Annotated in this window: 10 protein-coding genes and 3 tRNA genes; 6 read left to right on the top strand and 7 right to left on the bottom strand. The window is 35.0% G+C overall.

The features are described from left to right. The first annotated feature begins 368 nt into the window (after positions 1-368). Positions 369-4,442, top strand: coding sequence for a two-component regulator propeller domain-containing protein (locus tag BXU10_RS06520; protein WP_078227923.1), 4,074 nt, complete (start codon positions 369-371; stop codon positions 4,440-4,442). A gap of 235 nt (positions 4,443-4,677) precedes the next feature. Here BXU10_RS06520 and BXU10_RS06525 read toward each other — a convergent pair whose 3' ends face one another. The 5 genes from BXU10_RS06525 to BXU10_RS06545 all read right to left on the bottom strand — a co-directional run bounded on the left by BXU10_RS06525 (position 4,678) and on the right by BXU10_RS06545 (position 7,204). Then, positions 4,678-5,532, bottom strand: a complete 855-nt coding sequence (locus BXU10_RS06525; RefSeq protein WP_223255399.1) for an AraC family transcriptional regulator — start codon at positions 5,530-5,532, stop codon at positions 4,678-4,680. 131 nt (positions 5,533-5,663) lie between these two features. After that, a complete protein-coding gene (locus BXU10_RS06530; RefSeq protein ID WP_078227924.1) occupies positions 5,664-6,419 on the bottom strand; it encodes an SDR family NAD(P)-dependent oxidoreductase in 756 nt (251 codons plus the stop codon). Positions 6,420-6,921: 502 nt separating this feature from the next. After that, a tRNA-Arg gene (locus tag BXU10_RS06535) sits at positions 6,922-6,995 on the bottom strand. Between the two features lie 32 nt (positions 6,996-7,027). Then, positions 7,028-7,102: transfer RNA gene (locus BXU10_RS06540), tRNA-Pro, on the bottom strand. Positions 7,103-7,117: 15 nt separating this feature from the next. Continuing rightward, positions 7,118-7,204 (bottom strand) — tRNA-Ser (locus tag BXU10_RS06545). A gap of 239 nt (positions 7,205-7,443) precedes the next feature. On the opposite strand from BXU10_RS06545, the gene BXU10_RS06550 reads away from it, so the two are divergent. The 4 genes from BXU10_RS06550 (at position 7,444) to nagB (ending at position 13,935) form a co-directional block, all read left to right on the top strand. Further along, complete coding sequence (locus tag BXU10_RS06550) at positions 7,444-8,622, top strand: acetyl-CoA C-acyltransferase (protein WP_078226661.1); 1,179 nt, start codon at positions 7,444-7,446, stop codon at positions 8,620-8,622. A 68-nt stretch (positions 8,623-8,690) separates the two neighbouring features. Beyond that, positions 8,691-9,452 (top strand): C40 family peptidase, encoded by a 762-nt coding sequence (locus tag BXU10_RS06555; protein WP_031455804.1) that lies wholly within the window; start codon positions 8,691-8,693, stop codon positions 9,450-9,452. Positions 9,453-9,795: 343 nt separating this feature from the next. Then, positions 9,796-11,892: an alpha-L-fucosidase gene (locus BXU10_RS06560; RefSeq protein ID WP_078226662.1), complete on the top strand. Its 2,097-nt coding sequence runs from the start codon at positions 9,796-9,798 to the stop codon at positions 11,890-11,892. A 129-nt stretch (positions 11,893-12,021) separates the two neighbouring features. Then, positions 12,022-13,935 (top strand): glucosamine-6-phosphate deaminase, encoded by a 1,914-nt coding sequence (gene nagB / locus BXU10_RS06565; RefSeq protein ID WP_078226663.1) that lies wholly within the window; start codon positions 12,022-12,024, stop codon positions 13,933-13,935. A 329-nt stretch (positions 13,936-14,264) separates the two neighbouring features. On the opposite strand, the gene BXU10_RS06570 is transcribed toward nagB, so the two are convergent. Continuing rightward, on the bottom strand, positions 14,265-14,978 hold the full coding sequence (locus tag BXU10_RS06570; RefSeq protein ID WP_078226664.1) for a LytTR family DNA-binding domain-containing protein: 714 nt from the start codon (positions 14,976-14,978) through the stop codon (positions 14,265-14,267). Positions 14,979-15,044: 66 nt separating this feature from the next. Further along, positions 15,045-16,103 carry a sensor histidine kinase gene (locus BXU10_RS06575; protein WP_078226665.1) on the bottom strand — a complete coding sequence of 353 codons (1,059 nt, stop codon included), beginning with the start codon at positions 16,101-16,103 and terminating at the stop codon, positions 15,045-15,047. A 121-nt stretch (positions 16,104-16,224) separates the two neighbouring features. On the opposite strand from BXU10_RS06575, the gene BXU10_RS06580 reads away from it, so the two are divergent. Next, positions 16,225-18,468: a GH92 family glycosyl hydrolase gene (locus BXU10_RS06580; RefSeq protein ID WP_078226666.1), complete on the top strand. Its 2,244-nt coding sequence runs from the start codon at positions 16,225-16,227 to the stop codon at positions 18,466-18,468. Positions 18,469-18,478: the final 10 nt, after the last annotated feature.

Genomic DNA, 18,478 nt, shown 5'->3' on the forward strand with positions numbered 1-18,478 from the left:
TTCGTAAAAACACCAATACAGCACTTCATGAAAAATATGTTTTTTGTTTTTTAGTCCTAAAAAAATGACAAAACAAGTAATCAATTATTTTAATAATATATTAATAATCAATAAGGTTGTGGTTTTTAATTGATAATTTCTAAATATTTGCTTAAAAGAACCTTAAATATTAATCTTTTATAGGAGAAAAACATATAAAACACAACTTATAAATAATCTAAAAAACAGGATGTATTTTATCAATATATAATAAATCCTTATTTTCGCAAAGTAGGCAGATTTCGCCATAATCATATAAAAAATGATCCCGTTTTAGATCTCATTTCTTCTATTTTTCGTATATGAAAGAACAGCTTTTAAAAAAATCTATGAATAAACTAAAGTCTTTTCTTCTTCTTATTATTATACTTGTTACTCTAAATATATTTGGACAGAATTCCCCAATAAAGCATCTCAATATTTCATCAGGACTTTCTAATAATTCTGTTGCGTCAATATATCAGGATCAAAATGGCTATATGTGGTTTGGAACTTTTGACGGCCTTAACAGATATGATGGAAATGATTTTAAAATTTACCGCCATATCCATACCGATCCAAATTCTATTCAGGGAAATGCTATTAGCTGTATAGAAGGTGACTTTGAAAATAATTTATGGATAGGAACAACTGCAGGGCCTGTAATTTTTAATGCAGAACGATCTGCTTTTAGTCCGTTGCAATATTATGATACAGACAAAAAAATCAAACCTTTAAACGTTACGACCTACGAAATAATTGCTGTATATCCTCTGCATCTAATTCTTGTGGCTACAAAAGGGGCAATCGTACTTTTTAAGGAAGGAGAGAAAACCGGAACGGCCATACCTTTTAACGGAAAATTAAATTATATCGCAAGATCCATATCTTATAATGCAAAAAAACAAATTTTCTATGTTTTTATAACCGGAACCGGTCTTTGTAAGTACGATATTAAATCCAAAAAACTAACGCTTCTTACTAATTCAATTACAGGAGCAAATTGCATTAAACTGACTCATGAAGGACTCTGGATCGGATCAGACGAAGGTGCGTACTTATATGATGACAGGCTGAATACCTATTCTAAAAACTACTTTCAGAAAAAAACAGTCGTACGCGATTTTTTTCAGCAGGAAGACAGACTCTGGATCGCTACTGACGGAGCTGGTCTTTATACCATTACAAAAAATCAGACTACTCCTGTTTTATACCGTGCCAGCGGTCCTGTTTCATTACTAAACAGTAAATCGCTGTATGATATATTTCAAAGCAAAAACGGAGAAATGTGGTTCGGAACCCTTCGTGGGGGTGTAAGCATGATGGGGAAAAAACCGCTTGATTTTAATCATTTTAAAATCAAGGATCCGCTCACCAATAAAGAAGATGAAGATCCTGCAGCAAACTTCATGCAGTCTTTCTGTGAAGATGAAAATAAAAACATCTGGATTGGTACTGATGGTGCCGGAATGCGATATTGGAACAGAAAACAAAATACTTATGACGTTTACTCGACCACATCAGCTGCCGGCAGAAAAATCCAGAGCGATTTTGTGACCAGTATCGTAAGGGATTCTGATAATGCCATTTGGGTTGCGATGTGGAAAGGCGGTGTTTGTCGTATTGATCCTAAATCAAAAGCAATCCAGCATTTTTCAATTTACAATCAATTCACAAAAAAAACCGAACAGGAATCCTGGCTGTTGTATTTAGATTCGAAAAAAACGTTGTGGCTTGCTGTTACGAATAACGGAGCATTATATCAATTTGACAGAAAACAAAATAAATTTATCTGCTACAGTAATACCCTACGCGATGTTACTTCTCTCTACGAAACCAAAGACGGAAAAATTTGGGGCGGAACTTTTAATTCGTTTTTTGAAATAGAACCAAAAACAAAAAAAATAAAAAGCTATCACTCTGATTATACAATCAGATGTATCACGGAAGATCAAAACAAAAATCTTTGGATTGGGACTGTTGAAGGCGGTTTGCTTTTATACAACCGAAAAAAAGGCACTTTCAAAAACTTTACCACACAAAACGGTCTTTCAAGCAACACCATACTTCGCCTTTTAGAAGACAAAAAAGGAAATTTATGGATGAGTACATACCATGGGATTTCCAGATTGAATACTAAAAATAATACTTTTAGAAACTTTGGGGTCTCTGACGGACTTCAGGGCACTCAGTTTAGTTGGAATTCCGGCTCCAAACTTTCGACAGGAGAGTTTATTTTTGGCGGTATAAACGGATTCAATATTTTTAATCCTGATAATATAAAAGACAAAAAAAATACGGGCAAATTTTTATTAAATGATTTACTGGTAAACAATCAGTCCTTAAAACTCGATAGTCCTTATATCACAGAAAAGAAACTCGAAATGATAAGCGAAGCCGAACTTCCTTATGAAAAATCAGCATTGAGTTTTGATTTTGTTTATCTGGATTATGTTAATTCCGAAAAAATCAATACCGCTTATTTCCTCGAAGGATGGGACAAAGACTGGAACTATAACTCAAAGAACAACAGGGCAAATTATTCCAGACTGACAGAAGGAACCTATGTTTTTAAGGTAAAAACAACCGATGTTTTTGGAAACTGGACCAATGAGGTAAAACTCGCGACGGTAAAAATCCTTCCGCCATGGTACAGAACATGGTGGGCTTATACATTTTATCTAATCGCTGTTGCCGGGGCCATTTATGCCTATATAGAGTATCACAAAAATAAGGAAAGGCTTCGCTACGAAATTAAACTTACGCGTATGGAGCACAAAAAAGACAGGGAACATGCCGAAAAACAGTTTTCTATGTTTACCTATATAGCTCATGAATTGCGCACTCCACTGTCTTTAATTATAAATCCGTTAAAAAGTACCATTGACAGAAAAAATGCTCCTGAAGATGATTTTGACCTAAGGCTAGCCTATAAAAATGCCAAAAGGTTATTGAGTCTTACGGATCAGTTATTGCTATTCAGAAAAGCAGAAACGGATCTTGATGAACTCAAAATTTCCAAGATTAATTTAAACAGTCTGTGCCGTGATATCTATGAAAGTTTTACGCAGATGGCAGCTGTTAAAAGTTTAAATTATCAGTTTATCGAAGAAAAAACACCTGCTGAAATCTATGGTGATTATGAAAAAATAGAGATTACGCTGTTTAATTTAATATCAAATGCTTTCAAGTTTACACCCAATAAAGGAAGTATAAGTATTCAGATAATTGAAAAAACTGATGATGTTTCTATTATTATATCGGATACCGGCAGCGGAATTCATGAGAATGATATTGATACTATTTTTGAAAAGTTCAAGCAAATTCAGTCTAAAAGCAGCAATGGGTTTGGAATAGGTCTTTATGTGGTTAAATATTTTGTGAATAAACATCATGGACAAATAACATGTACAAGTAAAGTAGGGAAGGGTACTTCGTTTACTATTGTGTTGCCAAAAGGAAGAAGTCATTTTTCGGAAATTAGTATCAATGAGAATCATCCTCAAATGTCGCCTCTTGTAGGTGAACTTCTTGAAGGACTGCCGACATATAACCAAAATACTCCTGAAAGCGACAATCAGCAATCAACCCCTGAAAACATAGAGTCAGCATTAATTAGTACAAAAAAAGTATTGCTAATTGTGGAAGACAATACCGCAATGAATCATTATCTGGTACAGCTTTTCTCTAAAAACTATATTGTTTATTCGGCAACAAATGGACTCGAAGGACTGAAACTTGTTCAAAAACACATGCCTGATATTGTACTGAGCGATATTTCTATGGAAGGTATGAACGGTTTGGATTTATGCAAAGAAATCAAACAAAATGATGGTTCAAGCCATATTCCGGTGATACTTCTCACAGCTACAACCAGCAATGACATTCATTTGCAGAGTATTACTGAAGGCGCAGATGATTATGTTACCAAACCTTTTGATAACAATATACTTTTAGCACGCGTTGATGCTGTTCTTCGAAACAGAGGGCAATTGCGCAGGTATTTCCTGGACAGCATAACACTTCGTGAAAATGTGAATAAGGTTCCACTTGAATACAAAGAATTTCTGGATAAATGTATCGAAATAGTAGAAGCTAATCTTGAAAACAGCGAATTTAATCTAAAGAGTTTCTCTACTGCCATGGGAATGAGTCATTCAAGTCTTTATAAAAAGATTAAAGCAATTTCAGGACAAACCGTAAATGGTTTTATCAGGTCTATCAGAATCCGAAGAGCCGCAGTAATTATGCTTACTGAAAACATTAATATCGCACAGGTTGGACCTCAGGTTGGTATAGAAGATCAGCGCTATTTTCGCCAACAGTTCGTAAAATTGTTTGGGATGAAACCTTCAGAGTATATCAAAAAATACAGAAATTCTTTTAATAAGGAATTGAATATCATTCAGAAGGGGGATATTTAATTGGAACCTTTAAAGAATAGAGATATTCAAAAGATCTAAATAAACATTGCCACAAGAGGTATTGCATTGATTCTAAATAATTAATTGCAAAATCATAGATTGATGCAAATATAAAAGGTGTAATCAAAAATGGTTACACCTTAAGTAAACTTAGAGTTAAGTAGCAATTCTTTTGAATTAATTACAGCGATTTAAAATACTTGTCAATATATCGATTTGAAAATACACAGTGACATCAACTGTAAGACTGTCTGTATTCCAATGGAGTTATATCCATTTTGCTTTTAAATAATTTACTGAAGGATTGAGGATACTCAAACCCTAGTTTAAAAGCGATCTCACTAACCGATAAATTGGTGGTGGCCAGATTTTCTTTTGCTTTCTCAATCAGTTTTTCATGAATATGATGTTGTGTATTTTGGCCTGTCAGGGTACGCAGCATATCACTCAGATAGCTCGATGAAATTCCCATTTCTGATGCCAGGCTGTAAACCGTCGGTAAGCCTGTAATTGCATCATCTTCAAAATGCTTATTTAAAGCCATCTCAAATCTGGTCAGCACATCGTTATTTGCCATTTTTCTGGTAATGAATTGTCGGCTGTAAAAACGGTTACAATAGTTTAAAAGCAATTCCAGATTTGAAACAATCACATCCGCACTGAGGTTGTCGATTCGAGACTCATATTCTGTAACGATATTACTAACCAGACCTTCGATCAGTTGTTCCTCATTATCTGATAAATGAAGCGCTTCATTGACCTCATAGGAAAAAAAACCGTAGTTCTTAATATTTTTTCCCAAAGGATAGTTCCTGATGAGATCCGGATGAAATAGTAAAGACCAGCCTTCATTATCCTTTTCGTCTCCCTGATCGACAGAAATAACCTGTTGAGGTGCAGAAAAGGTCATCGTCCCCTTGTCAAAATCATAATAATTTCGTCCGTATTTGAATTGGCCTTTGAAATTCCTTTTAATACAGATCTGGTAAAAATTCAAAACTAACCGCTCCACCGTTTGGTCTTGTGGTACTTCATCCTTATGATTAATCAGCGATATCAGTGTGTTCTTTGGGGGAGGCAACTTCAGCATTCGGTGCAGTTCTGATACTGAATTGATGATGGTCACCGATTTTTCTTCTTTAGCCATAATACATTATTTTTTTGAAATTACAAACTTACACACGATTTCTTTGTATACGATCAAAATGTTAAGTTAATCATTTATTTGTAACCACCGGAAACTTCCACCATCTGTCCGGTAATTACCGTAGATTCGTCAGATGCAAAAAACACGGCCATCTTACCTATATCTTCAGGCTTTGCCATCCGGCCTAATGCACTTCTGTTTATTGTTCCTTTTATTACTTCGGAATCACTATCTACTCCTAATTTTGCCACCCCTTCTGTTAGAACACCTCCAGGTCTGATAGAATTGACCCTGATGTTTTTAGGTCCCAACTCCTGTGACATTGAAATGGTCAGTGCGTCTGCAGCAGCTTTTGACGATCCATACACGATAGAATAAGGATCAGGTCTTGTTCCTGCATAAGAAGTAATGTTTACAATACTTCCTCCCTGGTTACCAAAAGCTCTAACAGCTTCCTGGGAAGTGAGAAGTATCCCTAAAACGTTAATGTCGAACATTCGTCTGTATGATTCTTCAGTAATCGCTTCTAGTGGCGCAAATTCATATACTCCTGCGTTATTGATCACTGCGTCGACCTTGCTGTAAGTATCTTCTGCGGCTTTAAAAAGTTTCTGCACATCCTCTTTTTTAGACATATCACCCTGTACGCTAATAGCCTGACCTCCTTGGTTTGTGATTTCATCAACAACCGCATTAGCATCTTCTCTGCTGGATGCATAATTAACCACAACTTTAGCTCCTGCAGCTCCGGCTGCGCGAGCTATCCCGGCACCAATTCCTTTTGACGCACCTGTTACGATGACAACTTTATCTTTTAATATTTGACCCATTGTTATTATTTTAAATTTTATGATTACAAATTTCCAGGTTTTATAAATACAATACGTATCCAAAGCAAAGCAGGTTGTATCCAAAATGAGTGTGACCGCATCTAATAAATAAAAAAATAGAAAGCCTTGACAGATACAATCTTAAAAATAAGTTCGGGAGTAGGATAATGTTACTGTTGCTGTCTGAAAAATATGAATGTCATAGGGAATATCATAACAGCAGGGATAATTTAGGAATATATAATTTTATTATAAGAAAGTTCAATTGTAAGTTGAGAACTTTACACATGATCCGATTTCAAGAGCTGGGATGCAGAATAAAAAAAAGCCACTCGATTTGAGTGGTTTGTTAAAGATTCCATTTTATACAATTTAGAATAATTGATTATAAAAATACGATTCTAAATCTATAAACGAGATAAGTTAGTAGAAAATCGCAAACAATAAATCAATCATGATTGTATATAACAAAAAAGCCACTCGATTTGAGTGGCTTTTGTTGTGATCCCAGAAGGATTCGAACCTTCGACCTACGCATTAGAAGTGCGTTGCTCTATCCAGCTGAGCTATGGAACCATTTGTTTTAAAACTTTATGGCAAAGTTTCTGTCGGGGTGGCAGGATTCGAACCTGCGGCCTCCTGCTCCCAAAGCAGGCGCGATAACCGGGCTACGCTACACCCCGAAGGCAAAATTTAAGCGGAGAGTAAGGGATTCGAACCCTTGGTACAGTTCCCCATACGCTTGTTTAGCAAACAAGTCCTTTCGGCCACTCAGGCAACTCTCCAAGCTCAAGGATATGTCCTATTTTGCGGTTGCAAATGTAAGACAACATTCGATATCTCACAACTATTTTTATGCTTTTTTCAATCTTTTTTCAATCTTTTTTTTAAAACACTTCACAATCAAACAAATAGAATTAATAAAAAAATGATCTTAAATTTAAAATTCATTCGAATTGATTCAAAATTTGAATTTGTATAAATAAAGATTAAATTTGCTAGAATAACTAATAATTACAGAACAATGAACAAAAGAGTTGTTATCGTTTCTGCCGTTAGAACACCTATCGGAAGTTTCATGGGAGGATTGTCTACTGTACCGGCACAAAAATTAGGTGCGGCTGCTATAAAAGGAGCACTCCAAAAAATTAATCTTGATCCAAAGTTTGTGGATGAAGTTTTCATGGGTAATGTTATTCAGGCCGGAGTTGGACAGGCTCCTGCACGTCAGGCAGCACTTTTTGCCGGATTATCGGAAGAAGTAGTCGCTACAACTGTAAATAAAGTTTGTGCTTCCGGAATGAAAGCCGTAATGTTAGCTGCTCAGGCAATTACCTGCGGAGATGCTGAAATTGTTGTGGCTGGTGGAATGGAAAGCATGAGTTTAATTCCGCACTACGTACAAATGCGTTCCGGAAATAAATTTGGTCCTGCGACTCTGCTAGACGGAATGCAAAAAGATGGTTTGACAGATGCTTACGATAACAACGCAATGGGAGTTTGCGCTGATTTATGTGCCACTGAATACAACATCAGCCGTGAAGAGCAGGATAATTTTGCTATTCAGTCGTACGAAAGAAGTGCAAAAGCATGGGACGCCGGAAAATTTGATAATGAAGTTGTGCCTGTAGAGGTTCCACAAAAACGTGGAGAACCTATTATCGTTTCAAAAGATGAAGAATATACGAATGTAAAACTAGACAAAATACCTTCTTTAAGTGCTGTTTTTACCAAAGACGGAACTGTTACAGCAGCAAATGCCTCTACTATTAATGATGGAGCTGCAGCATTAATTTTAATGTCTGAAGAAAAAGCAACTGAATTAGGATTAAAACCTTTGGCTTATATAAAAGGTTATGCTGATGCCGCTCAGGAACCAAAATGGTTTACTACAAGTCCCGCAAAAGCACTGCCTAAAGCTTTGGAAAAAGCAGGAATCGGAATTGGGGATGTTGATTATTTCGAATTCAACGAGGCTTTTTCTGTAGTGGGTTTAGCCAATTCCAAAATCCTTAATTTAGATAACGATAAAGTAAACGTAAATGGCGGAGCAGTTTCTTTAGGACATCCTCTTGGAGCATCAGGAGCCCGAATTATTGTTACTTTGTTAAATGTTTTAGAACAAAACAATGCTAAAACAGGAGCTGCTGCAATTTGCAATGGCGGTGGTGGTGCTTCGGCTATTGTTATCGAAAAAGCTTAAATAAATATTCTATTTTAGGAGTTATTGAATTCAAATGCTCCTAATTTTAAACTTATAAATTACCTTAAATGTTCGGAATCTGCAATCTTGCCATAGTACCCGTTCGAGCTGAAGCTAGTGACAGAAGTGAAATTGTTACACAGCTCTTGTTTGGTGAACATATCGAAATATTAGAACGCCAAAATCAATGGGCGCGAATAAGAATTCAGTTCGATGATTATGAGGGCTGGGTAGATTCTAAACAATATCAGGTAATTTCTAAGGAGCATTTTAATCAATTAAGCAAAGAAGCTATTATTTTAAATGCTGATTTGATTGATTATATCAGTGCACCGGATAATTTATTACTTCCAATTCCGCTTGGCGCTTCATTGTCTTTTCTGAACAATAGTGAAATTAATACTTCAAACTTTGATTTTGAAGGCACAAAAACCAGTGGAATTAAACCTAAAAGTGCATTAATCAGTACAGCATTTATGTATTTAAATGCTCCTTACCTCTGGGGCGGAAAAACACCTTTTGGAATTGATTGTTCGGGTTTTACACAAATGGTTTATAAATTAAACGGTTACAGAATTCATCGTGATGCCTCTCAGCAGGCACTCGAGGGCGAACCTTTAAGCTTTATCGAAGAAAGTGAAGTGGGTGATTTAGCCTTTTTTGATAATGACGAAGGAAACATTATTCACGTCGGAATTATAATGGAAAACAACTACATCATTCACGCAAGTGGAAAAGTACGCGTTGACCGTTTGGACCATTTAGGAATCTATAATCCTGAATTAAAAAAACACACTCATAAGCTTCGTGTGATCAAGAAGATTATATAATTTTCAATAAATATCTAAAGATAAAATTTTGAATTAAATAAGTTTTAATGTTTTGATATTTAGTATGTTATTTTTAATTGGAATATTAATATCAACCATGTTACAAACATATTTTAGAGCGTTAGATTTTTAAGTTTTTCTTACTAATCCTTCTGCATTCAAACTTAAGCCTCTTTTATTTCATTTTTTTGTATTTCCACAAAACCTTTTGCAGTACTTTACAATCCTCCCAATCCACTTTGAAAAACGTTGTTGGTCGAAATAGTATGAAATATAATATTGATTTACTGTAAATTTATATTTTAATTAGTCTTACTAACAAAAAACATTAATTTCTGACCCAATGAAGAACATATTTTTATTACTTATTCTTTTTTTAATAGGAACACCGGTTTTTTCTCAGGAATTGGTAAAATCTCCCGAACCTTTTGGTCCGCTTCCGACACAAAAACAAATCGACTGGCAGGAAATGGAGTTTTATGCTTTTGTGCATTTTTCGTTAAATACTTTTACCAATAAAGAGTGGGGTTATGGCGATGAGTCACCGCAATTATTTAATCCAACGAATTTAGATGTTCGACAATGGGCGCGCATTGTAAAAGCTGCCGGAATGAAAGGAATTATTTTGGTGGCCAAGCATCACGATGGTTTTTGTTTGTGGCCGTCAGCGTATACAGAACGCTCTGTGAAAAATTCTCCATGGAAAAATGGAAAAGGAGATGTAGTAAAAGAATTGGCTGAAGCATGCAAAGAGTATAATTTAAAATTAGGATTGTATCTTTCTCCATGGGACAGAAACCACGCTGCATACGGCAAACCTGAATATATAACCTATTTCAGAAATCAGTTAAAAGAATTATTGACGAATTATGGCGATGTATTCGAAATGTGGTTTGATGGTGCCAATGGAGGAGATGGTTATTATGGCGGAGCCAACGAAATAAGAAAAATTAATACACTGGAATATTACAATTGGGACGAAACTTATAAATTAATTTACAAAACCGCGCCTAAAACTCTCGTTTGGGGAGTTGGTCCGTCTGAAGCAAGATGGATTGGAAATGAAGAAGGACGTGCCGGCAAAACGAATTGGTCGCTTTTACGTCAGAAAGATGAATTGGCAGGCAAAGTTCATTATTCCGAATTTATGTCGGGGCATGAAGATGGAGAGAAATGGGTTCCTGGCGAAGCCGATGTTTCCATCAGACCGGGATGGTTTTATCATAAAGTTGAAGACGATAAAGTACGATCACTGGACGAGATGGTTGATATTTATTATGAATCAATTGGCCGTAATGCTACTTTATTATTGAATCTTCCGGTTGACAGAAGAGGTTTGGTTCATGAAAATGATGAAGCCCGATTAAAAGAGTTAGTTTCGACTATAAAAGCCGATTTTAAAACCGAATTATTAGCCGGAACAAAAGTTTCTGCTGATAATATAAGAGGAAACAGCACTTTATTTTCGGCAAAAAATGTAACAGACGGAGATAAAAATACCTACTGGGCAACAGACGACAATTTAAAAACAGCTTCAATTACTTTTGAATTTGATAAACCAACTGATGTTAATCGTATTCTGTTACAAGAAAACATAGCACTTGGACAACGTGTAAAAGCTTTTAATGTTGAAGTTAAAGTGGATGGAAACTGGAAAGCGGTTGCTAATGAAACAACTATTGGCTATAAAAGAATTCTAAGAATCGAAAGAGTTAAAGCATCGGTATTAAGAATTAATATAACCGATTCAAAAGCCAATATTGTTATTTCAAATATTCAGGCTTATAATGCACCAACTTATGTACGTATGCCAGAAATCATCCGTGATAAAAATGGCAATTTAACCATAAAATCTGAAGACGGAAATCCTGTTTATTATTCGCTTGAAGGAAAAAATCCAACGAAAAAAAGTATTTTGTATAAAGGAACATTTCAGTATAAGAAGGCAGGTCAGATAAAAGCTGTTGCTATAAATACACAAGAGAATGTAAGCAGTGCTGTAAAAACAGCAAAATTCGGTGTATCAAAAGAAAACTGGAAAATTGTTACCGCTTCAAGTGGCGATTTAAAACTGGCCGACAGAATTATAGATGGAAATCCAAATACAGACTGGAGTTTTGGAAATGATTCTAATAAACTGCCTCAGGAAATCACAATCGATATGGGTGGTGTTTTAAGTCTAAAAGGTTTCACTTATCTGCCACAACAGGTTGGAAATAATCTCAATTTGATTTCGAACTATGAATTCTATTCCAGTATGGATAATGTAAAATGGACCTTAGAGTCACAAGGCGAATTTTCGAATATAAAACACAATCCGATTGAGCAAATTAAGACATTTAAGAAAAGGAAAGCCCGATATATTCGTTTCGTTGCTAAGTCGGCAGTAGGAAAAGGGGCAACTGTTTCTATTGCAGAAATAAATATCATTGAACAGTAATTGTCCTTTAATTTGTTTAAAGTTTCAAACTATGTTTTCTAACGAAGTTAACAGGTTATTAGTCGAATTTTTGATTTATTAGATTATGTAATACTTAATTTTATACTAATAAATTAGAACATCAGGGAAATGATTAAAGAAAGTATAAATTTCAAAGAAGCGGGAAAGTTTGAAGAAACTCGTTTTGAGAAGATTCATAATGTAATTTTCGATTCATCTCACGAGGCATCTGTATTGGTAGCACAGGAGATAGCGAATATAATTCAGAGAAAAGAAGAGTTAAACGAACCTTGCGTTTTAGGATTAGCAACCGGATCATCACCAATAAAAGTATACGAAGAATTAGTAAGGCTTCATAAAGAAGAGGGCTTAAGTTTTGAAAATGTAGTGACTTTTAACTTAGATGAATATTATCCGATGGATAAAAACAATATTCAGAGTTACTGGTACTTTATGCATGAGCATCTTTTTAATCATGTGAACATTTTGCCTCAAAATATTAATATTCCTAATGGAAACATCAGCAATGAAGATCTGCAGCAATATTGTATTGATTACGAAATGAAAATTAAATCATACGGCGGATTGGATTTTCAGCTTTTAGGAATTGGAAGAACAGGTCATATTGGTTTTAACGAACCGGGATCTCATGTTAATTCAGGCACCAGAAGTATTACACTCGATCACTTAACAAGAGTAGATGCGGCATCATCATTTTTAGGAATTGACAATGTACCTAAAAAAGCGATTACAATGGGAATTGGTACTGTAAAAAATGCCAAAAGAATTGTACTTCTTGGATGGGGAATCAGTAAAGCAGAAATTATTAAGAAAACCATTGAAGGTGAAATTTCATCTCGTGTTCCGGCTACGTATTTGCAGCAGCACAGCAACACAACATTTGTTTTAGATACAGAAGCTTCATCAGAATTAACGAGAGTAAAAACACCCTGGTTGGTAAAATCGGTAATCTGGACAGAAGAATTAAAACTGAAAGCAGTGGTTTGGTTAAGTGAACTGACTAAAAAACCTTTCCTTAAACTGACAGACAAAGATTATAATGATAACGGAATGTCAAGCGTGTTGTCTGAAGAAGGAACTGCCTACGATTTGAATATTAAAATGTTCAACAAAATGCAGCAAACCATCACAGGATGGCCGGGAGGAAAACCAAATGCCGATGACACTTACAGACCGGAACGTGCAACTCCGGAGAAAAAAAGAATTATCATTTTTAGTCCACACCCGGATGACGACGTTATCTCGATGGGAGGCACTTTTGACAGATTGGTAGAGCAGGGGCATGAAGTGCATATTGCGTATCAGACTTCAGGAAATATTGCCGTTTCAAACGAAGAGGCATTGAAATTTGCTGAAATTACAAAAGCATTAAATCCTGATTCTGCTGAAGCTGAAACTATTATCAACTTTTTAAAAAATAAAAACAGCAACGATATTGATTTAGTCGAAGTGAGAAAACTGAAAGGTTTGATCAGAAGAAGTGAATCTTTAGGAGCAACCAGATATTTAAGTGTCCCGGATTCTAATGTAAACTTCCTTGACCTTCCATTTTATGAAACAGGAACGGTAAAGAAAAATAATTTAGGAGAAGCTGATATTCAGATTATGTGCGATATCATCGAAAGAATCAAACCACACCAAATTTACGCAGCCGGAGATTTAGCAGATCCGCACGGGACGCACAAAGTTTGTCTGGATAGTTTATTCGAAGCTTTGAAGAGATTAAAACACAAAAGTTTCATGGATGACTGTTGGGTTTGGTTGTACAGAGGTGCATGGCACGAATGGGAATCGTATCAAATTGAAATGGCGGTTCCAATGAGTCCGGATCAGGTGCTTAAAAAGCGTCATGCTATTTTCTTCCACCAGTCTCAAAAAGATGGTGTGATGTTTCAGGGTGATGACAGTAGAGAATTCTGGATCAGAGCAGAAGACAGAAACAGATTAACTGCAGAAAAATATCATGCTTTAGGATTGGCAGATTATTCAGCAATCGAAGCTTTCAAGAGGTATTTCTTCTAAGAAAATCTTTAAAATAGAATAAACTATTTCATGTAGTTTATTTTGGTTAGTTAGTTACCAAGTTTTGAAAATGCAGCCGTGGTTGGCTGCATTTTTTGTATTTTTTATTTTCTGATATTTAACACCTTAACAGTTTTGCCGCAAAGTTCGAAAACCTTAACGCAAAGTTTTTTGTTACCCTGAGCGAAGTCGAAGGCTACAAAGCTATTCCTTATTTTTTGTCAGAAATTACAAACTAAAGCTTAATTAAAAAGAAAAAACCTTTGTCAATTTCAAATTGACAAAGGTTTCATTTTAAATAAAAGTCTTCGACTCAGACAGGCAATTGTTTAAATCGAAGAATTCAAAATTCGCTGTTTCACATGATCGATGTACGATCTTCCAATAACATATCTCAGTCCTTCGATCTCGATACTGTTTCCTTCAACGGCATCGATTTTGTCAATTGCAATCGTGTATGATCGGTGTATTCTCAGGAAGTTTTTTTCGGGTAATAAATCGGTAAAATCAGACAAGGTACTGTGAATTATGTATTTGCCTGTTAAAGTGTTTATTTTTAGATAATCTTTAAGGCTTTCGATCACCAGAATTTCGTTAAAGAAAATTTTCTTCATTCTCTTTTTGTCAATTTTAACGAATATAAAAGGGCTGTCCGGATGGCTGTCCGGACTTGAATTGTCCTTTTTCTCAATCCTCTTGCTTATTTTATTTAACGTCTTCATCAATCTTGGAAACTCAATGGGTTTCACTAAATAATCTAAAACATCAAGTTCATAAGTTTCTATTGCAAACTGGCTATAGGCGCTTGTGATTACAATTAAAGGAGGATTTTCGAGACTTTTTATAAAATTAATTCCATCGAGAACAGGCATGTTTATGTCCAGAAAAATAACATCGACATTATTATTTTTAATAAAATTCAGGCCTTCAATCGGATTACTGAAAGTATTTGTTACCTCAAAATTTTCAAGTGGCTCTAAGTAATTTTTAATAATATTAATTGCCAATGGCTCATCGTCTATAATCAAACAATTTATTTTCATTTCTATAATCTTAGTTATTTGAGCGAAATAATTTTGCAGGTGAAATCAATAAGGGGAGTATTTGTTTTAGGTGACTTTAATCACAAGCTTTACGACAAAAATATTCTTTTTATTTTTAAAAGAAAGCTTGTAGTCATTTTTATTATAGCCTAATTCAAGTCTTTTTTTGACATTTTCGAGACCTATACCACTTGACTTGTTAAAATTGTCTTTATGCCCTGTAATTTGGGGTTTTGGATTTGAAATTGTAAAATGAAGAAAGTCTTCTTTAACTTTAAAAGTTATATCAATTTTGACCTTTCCTGTGTTTTTATTTACACCATGTTTAAAGGCATTTTCAATAAAAGTAAGTAATATCACCGGAGAGATTTCTTTATCATGTATATCACCGGAAACTGCCATGTTTATTTCCAGTCTTTCATCATTTCTAATTCGCTCCAGATCAAGGTAATTTTGGATGCATAAAATTTCGTTTTCTAAAGACTGTTTTTTACCCTTCGTATCGTAAAGCATATACCGCATCAGTTCAGAAAGTTTAAGTACAATTTTTGGGGTTTTGTTTGATTTTTCTACAGATAACGAATAAATATTATTCAGTGTATTAAAAAAGAAATGAGGCGAAATTTGAGATTTAAGAAAAAGCAATTCTGTTTCCAGTTGTGATTTCTCTAAATCGGTTACTCTTTTTTGTTCTTTCTTGAAATCTAAAGTTATTTTAATTGCAGTTACAAAAGTCATCACATACAATTCGCCCATCATCATGTCAATGGTATAATTGAGGGTGAGTTTTTGAATAGTTTCAGGGCCTTCAGGCCACACTTGGTGCGTAATTAATAAATAGGTAAGATTGAATTTAATAACGACCATTAAAAAAATGGTTGCTAATACAGACAATACATACAGAATATATTTTTTTCGATAAACCAAAAAAGGCATAAAAACCAGTATATTCAGATAACACAAAGTCATATGAATAGGAAAACCTAATAAATTTGTTTTTAATGAATAGCTGTAATTGTTAAAATAACTTCCCCATCTAAAAGTATTAAACAAGAAATAAGTCAGCCAGAAAAACACATGATAACGCAATGGTATCCGATATAATTTGTTAGAATTGAAATTCATAATAAAAGTGCATTTTGTGACTTTTTTTGATGTTTATCTAAGTTTATGTGTTGTCCGTCTAAATTAGTTTTAACAAAAGTCAAATTTATTTAAATTTAAAGTTAAATTAAGGTTGTATTATATGAAGAATTTTTTACTATGTCTTTTATTTGTAATTCTGGTTGCAAGTTGTAAAATAAATGTAAACAAAAATAATAATCCGAAAGATATTTTTGTAAGCCAGGTTGATCCTTTCATAGGCACTGGAGGACATGGACATACGTATCCGGGAGCGACTCTTCCTTTTGGAATGCTTCAGGTAAGTCCTGACAACGGTATTTCGGGCTGGGACTGGTGTTCAGGTTATCATTATTCAGATTCTGTTGTGGCTGGTTTTGGTCATTTGCATTTAAGCGGAACCGGAATTGGAGATTTGGCAGACATATTATTTATGCCGACAAACAAAAAAGTCGATTTAACACTCAAAACAACTTCACGAGATCAATTACCTTATAAATCAGCTTACAGTCATGCTAACGAAAAAGCAACACCGGGTTCTTACCAGGTTTTTCTTGAGGATCCTAAGATTAATGTAGTATTAACGTCTTCACAAAGAACAGCTTATCATAAATATACATTTGCTAAAAACGACAAGCAATCCGTAGTTGTCGATTTAGGATTTGCCATAAATTGGGATAAAGCCCTAAAAACCGGAATTACAATTGAAGACGATTATACTATAAGCGGTTACCGTTACAGTAAAGGCTGGGCATTAAACCAGAAAGTGTTTTTTGTAGCAAAGTTTTCAAAACCTATTTCAGAATCAGTTTTAACGGCTGATAAACAAATTGTTAATGCTAAAAAAGCAGAAGGAGAAAATACTTCGTTACAATTGTTTTTTGACCCGAAAAACGCAACTGAATTGTTTGTAAAAGTAGCGCTCTCATCTGTAAGTGTAGCAAATGCAAAAGACAATTTAGACGATCCAAAAGTTAATTTCGATGAAACGAAAGCAAATGCATCTTCAATTTGGAATGTAGCTTTAGGCAAAATAAAAGTTGAAACACCGGTAGATTCATTAAAAACAATTTTTTATACCGCAATGTATCACGCACAAGTTGCGCCTGTAACTTATAGTGATAAAAATGGGCAGTATAGGAGAGAGGACGATCAGATTGTTATGGCAAAAGATCATACTGCCTATTCAACTTTATCACTATGGGATACTTTTAGAGCCGAAAATCCTTTATTGACTTTATTAGCGCCTGAGAAAGCTTCGGACATTGTAAATTCAATGTTAGCGTATTACGATACCAAAAAAATATTACCGGTCTGGACACTTTACGCCAACGAAACCAATACGATGACAGGCTATCATTCTGTTCCTGTAATTGTCGATGCGTATTTAAAAGGTATAAAAGGTTTTGATGCCGAAAAAGCATTCGAGGCAATGAAAACCACCATGATGCAGGATGAAAGAGGACTGAATTTCTACAAAAAATACGGTTACATTCCTTATAATTTATTAGACGAATCGGTAACCATTACTTTAGAATATGCTTATGATGACTGGTGTGTGGCACAGATGGCGAAAGCTTTGGGCAAAAATGAAGATTACCAGTTTTTCTTAAAACGTTCTCAGGCGTATCGATATTTATTTGATCCGAAAACGGGTTTCATGAGAGGAAAATCCGAAGATGGAAAATCATGGAACGAACCTTTCGATCCAAAACATTCGAACCACAGGGAACATACAGATTATACCGAAGGAAATGCATGGCAGCACAGTTGGTTCGTACCTCATAATGTGAAGGATGTTATTTCGCTTCACGGAAGTAACGAAATCTTCACCAAACGTTTAGAGCAATTGTTTACAGAGAGCTCAGAGATTACAGGAAACAATGTTTCGGCAGATATATCTGGATTAATTGGCCAGTATGCACACGGAAACGAACCAAGCCACCACATTGCTTATATGTTTAATGCGGCAGGTCAGCCATGGAGAACGCAATATTGGGTTCGTCATATTTTAGATACGCAATACAACACAACACCAAACGGATTAAGCGGTAACGAAGACTGCGGACAAATGTCGGCCTGGTACGTTTTCAGTTCAATGGGATTGTATCCAATGAACCCTGCTTCAGGCGAATATGAAATTGGAAGCCCGATTTTCGAAAAAGCAACCATCAATCTTGAAGGAGGCAAAACGTTCGTAATTGAAGCCGAAAATGTTTCAGATAAAAATTTTTACATCCAGTCAGCAACTTTAAACGGAGTTGAATTCAATCAAACAGCAATCAAACATCAACAGATTTTAAAAGGAGGGACTTTACATTTTGTAATGGGAGCACAGCCAAATACAAACTGGGGAATCCAAAAATAAATACATAAAA

Source organism: Flavobacterium sp. LM4, from assembly GCF_002017935.1.
In the GTDB taxonomy this organism is placed as follows: domain Bacteria; phylum Bacteroidota; class Bacteroidia; order Flavobacteriales; family Flavobacteriaceae; genus Flavobacterium; species Flavobacterium chungangense.

Excerpts from the sequence above, each read along its gene's own strand:
- BXU10_RS06520 (WP_078227923.1), top strand. The coding sequence starts at position 369 with ATGAATAAACTAAAGTCTTTTCTTCTTCTTATTATTATACTTGTTACT.
- BXU10_RS06525 (WP_223255399.1), bottom strand. The coding sequence starts at position 5,532 with ATGCTGAAGTTGCCTCCCCCAAAGAACACACTGATATCGCTGATTAAT.
- BXU10_RS06530 (WP_078227924.1), bottom strand. The coding sequence starts at position 6,419 with ATGGGTCAAATATTAAAAGATAAAGTTGTCATCGTAACAGGTGCGTCA.
- BXU10_RS06550 (WP_078226661.1), top strand. The coding sequence starts at position 7,444 with ATGAACAAAAGAGTTGTTATCGTTTCTGCCGTTAGAACACCTATCGGA.
- BXU10_RS06555 (WP_031455804.1), top strand. The coding sequence starts at position 8,691 with ATGTTCGGAATCTGCAATCTTGCCATAGTACCCGTTCGAGCTGAAGCT.
- BXU10_RS06560 (WP_078226662.1), top strand. The coding sequence starts at position 9,796 with ATGAAGAACATATTTTTATTACTTATTCTTTTTTTAATAGGAACACCG.
- nagB (WP_078226663.1), top strand. The coding sequence starts at position 12,022 with ATGATTAAAGAAAGTATAAATTTCAAAGAAGCGGGAAAGTTTGAAGAA.
- BXU10_RS06570 (WP_078226664.1), bottom strand. The coding sequence starts at position 14,978 with ATGAAAATAAATTGTTTGATTATAGACGATGAGCCATTGGCAATTAAT.
- BXU10_RS06575 (WP_078226665.1), bottom strand. The coding sequence starts at position 16,103 with ATGAATTTCAATTCTAACAAATTATATCGGATACCATTGCGTTATCAT.
- BXU10_RS06580 (WP_078226666.1), top strand. The coding sequence starts at position 16,225 with ATGAAGAATTTTTTACTATGTCTTTTATTTGTAATTCTGGTTGCAAGT.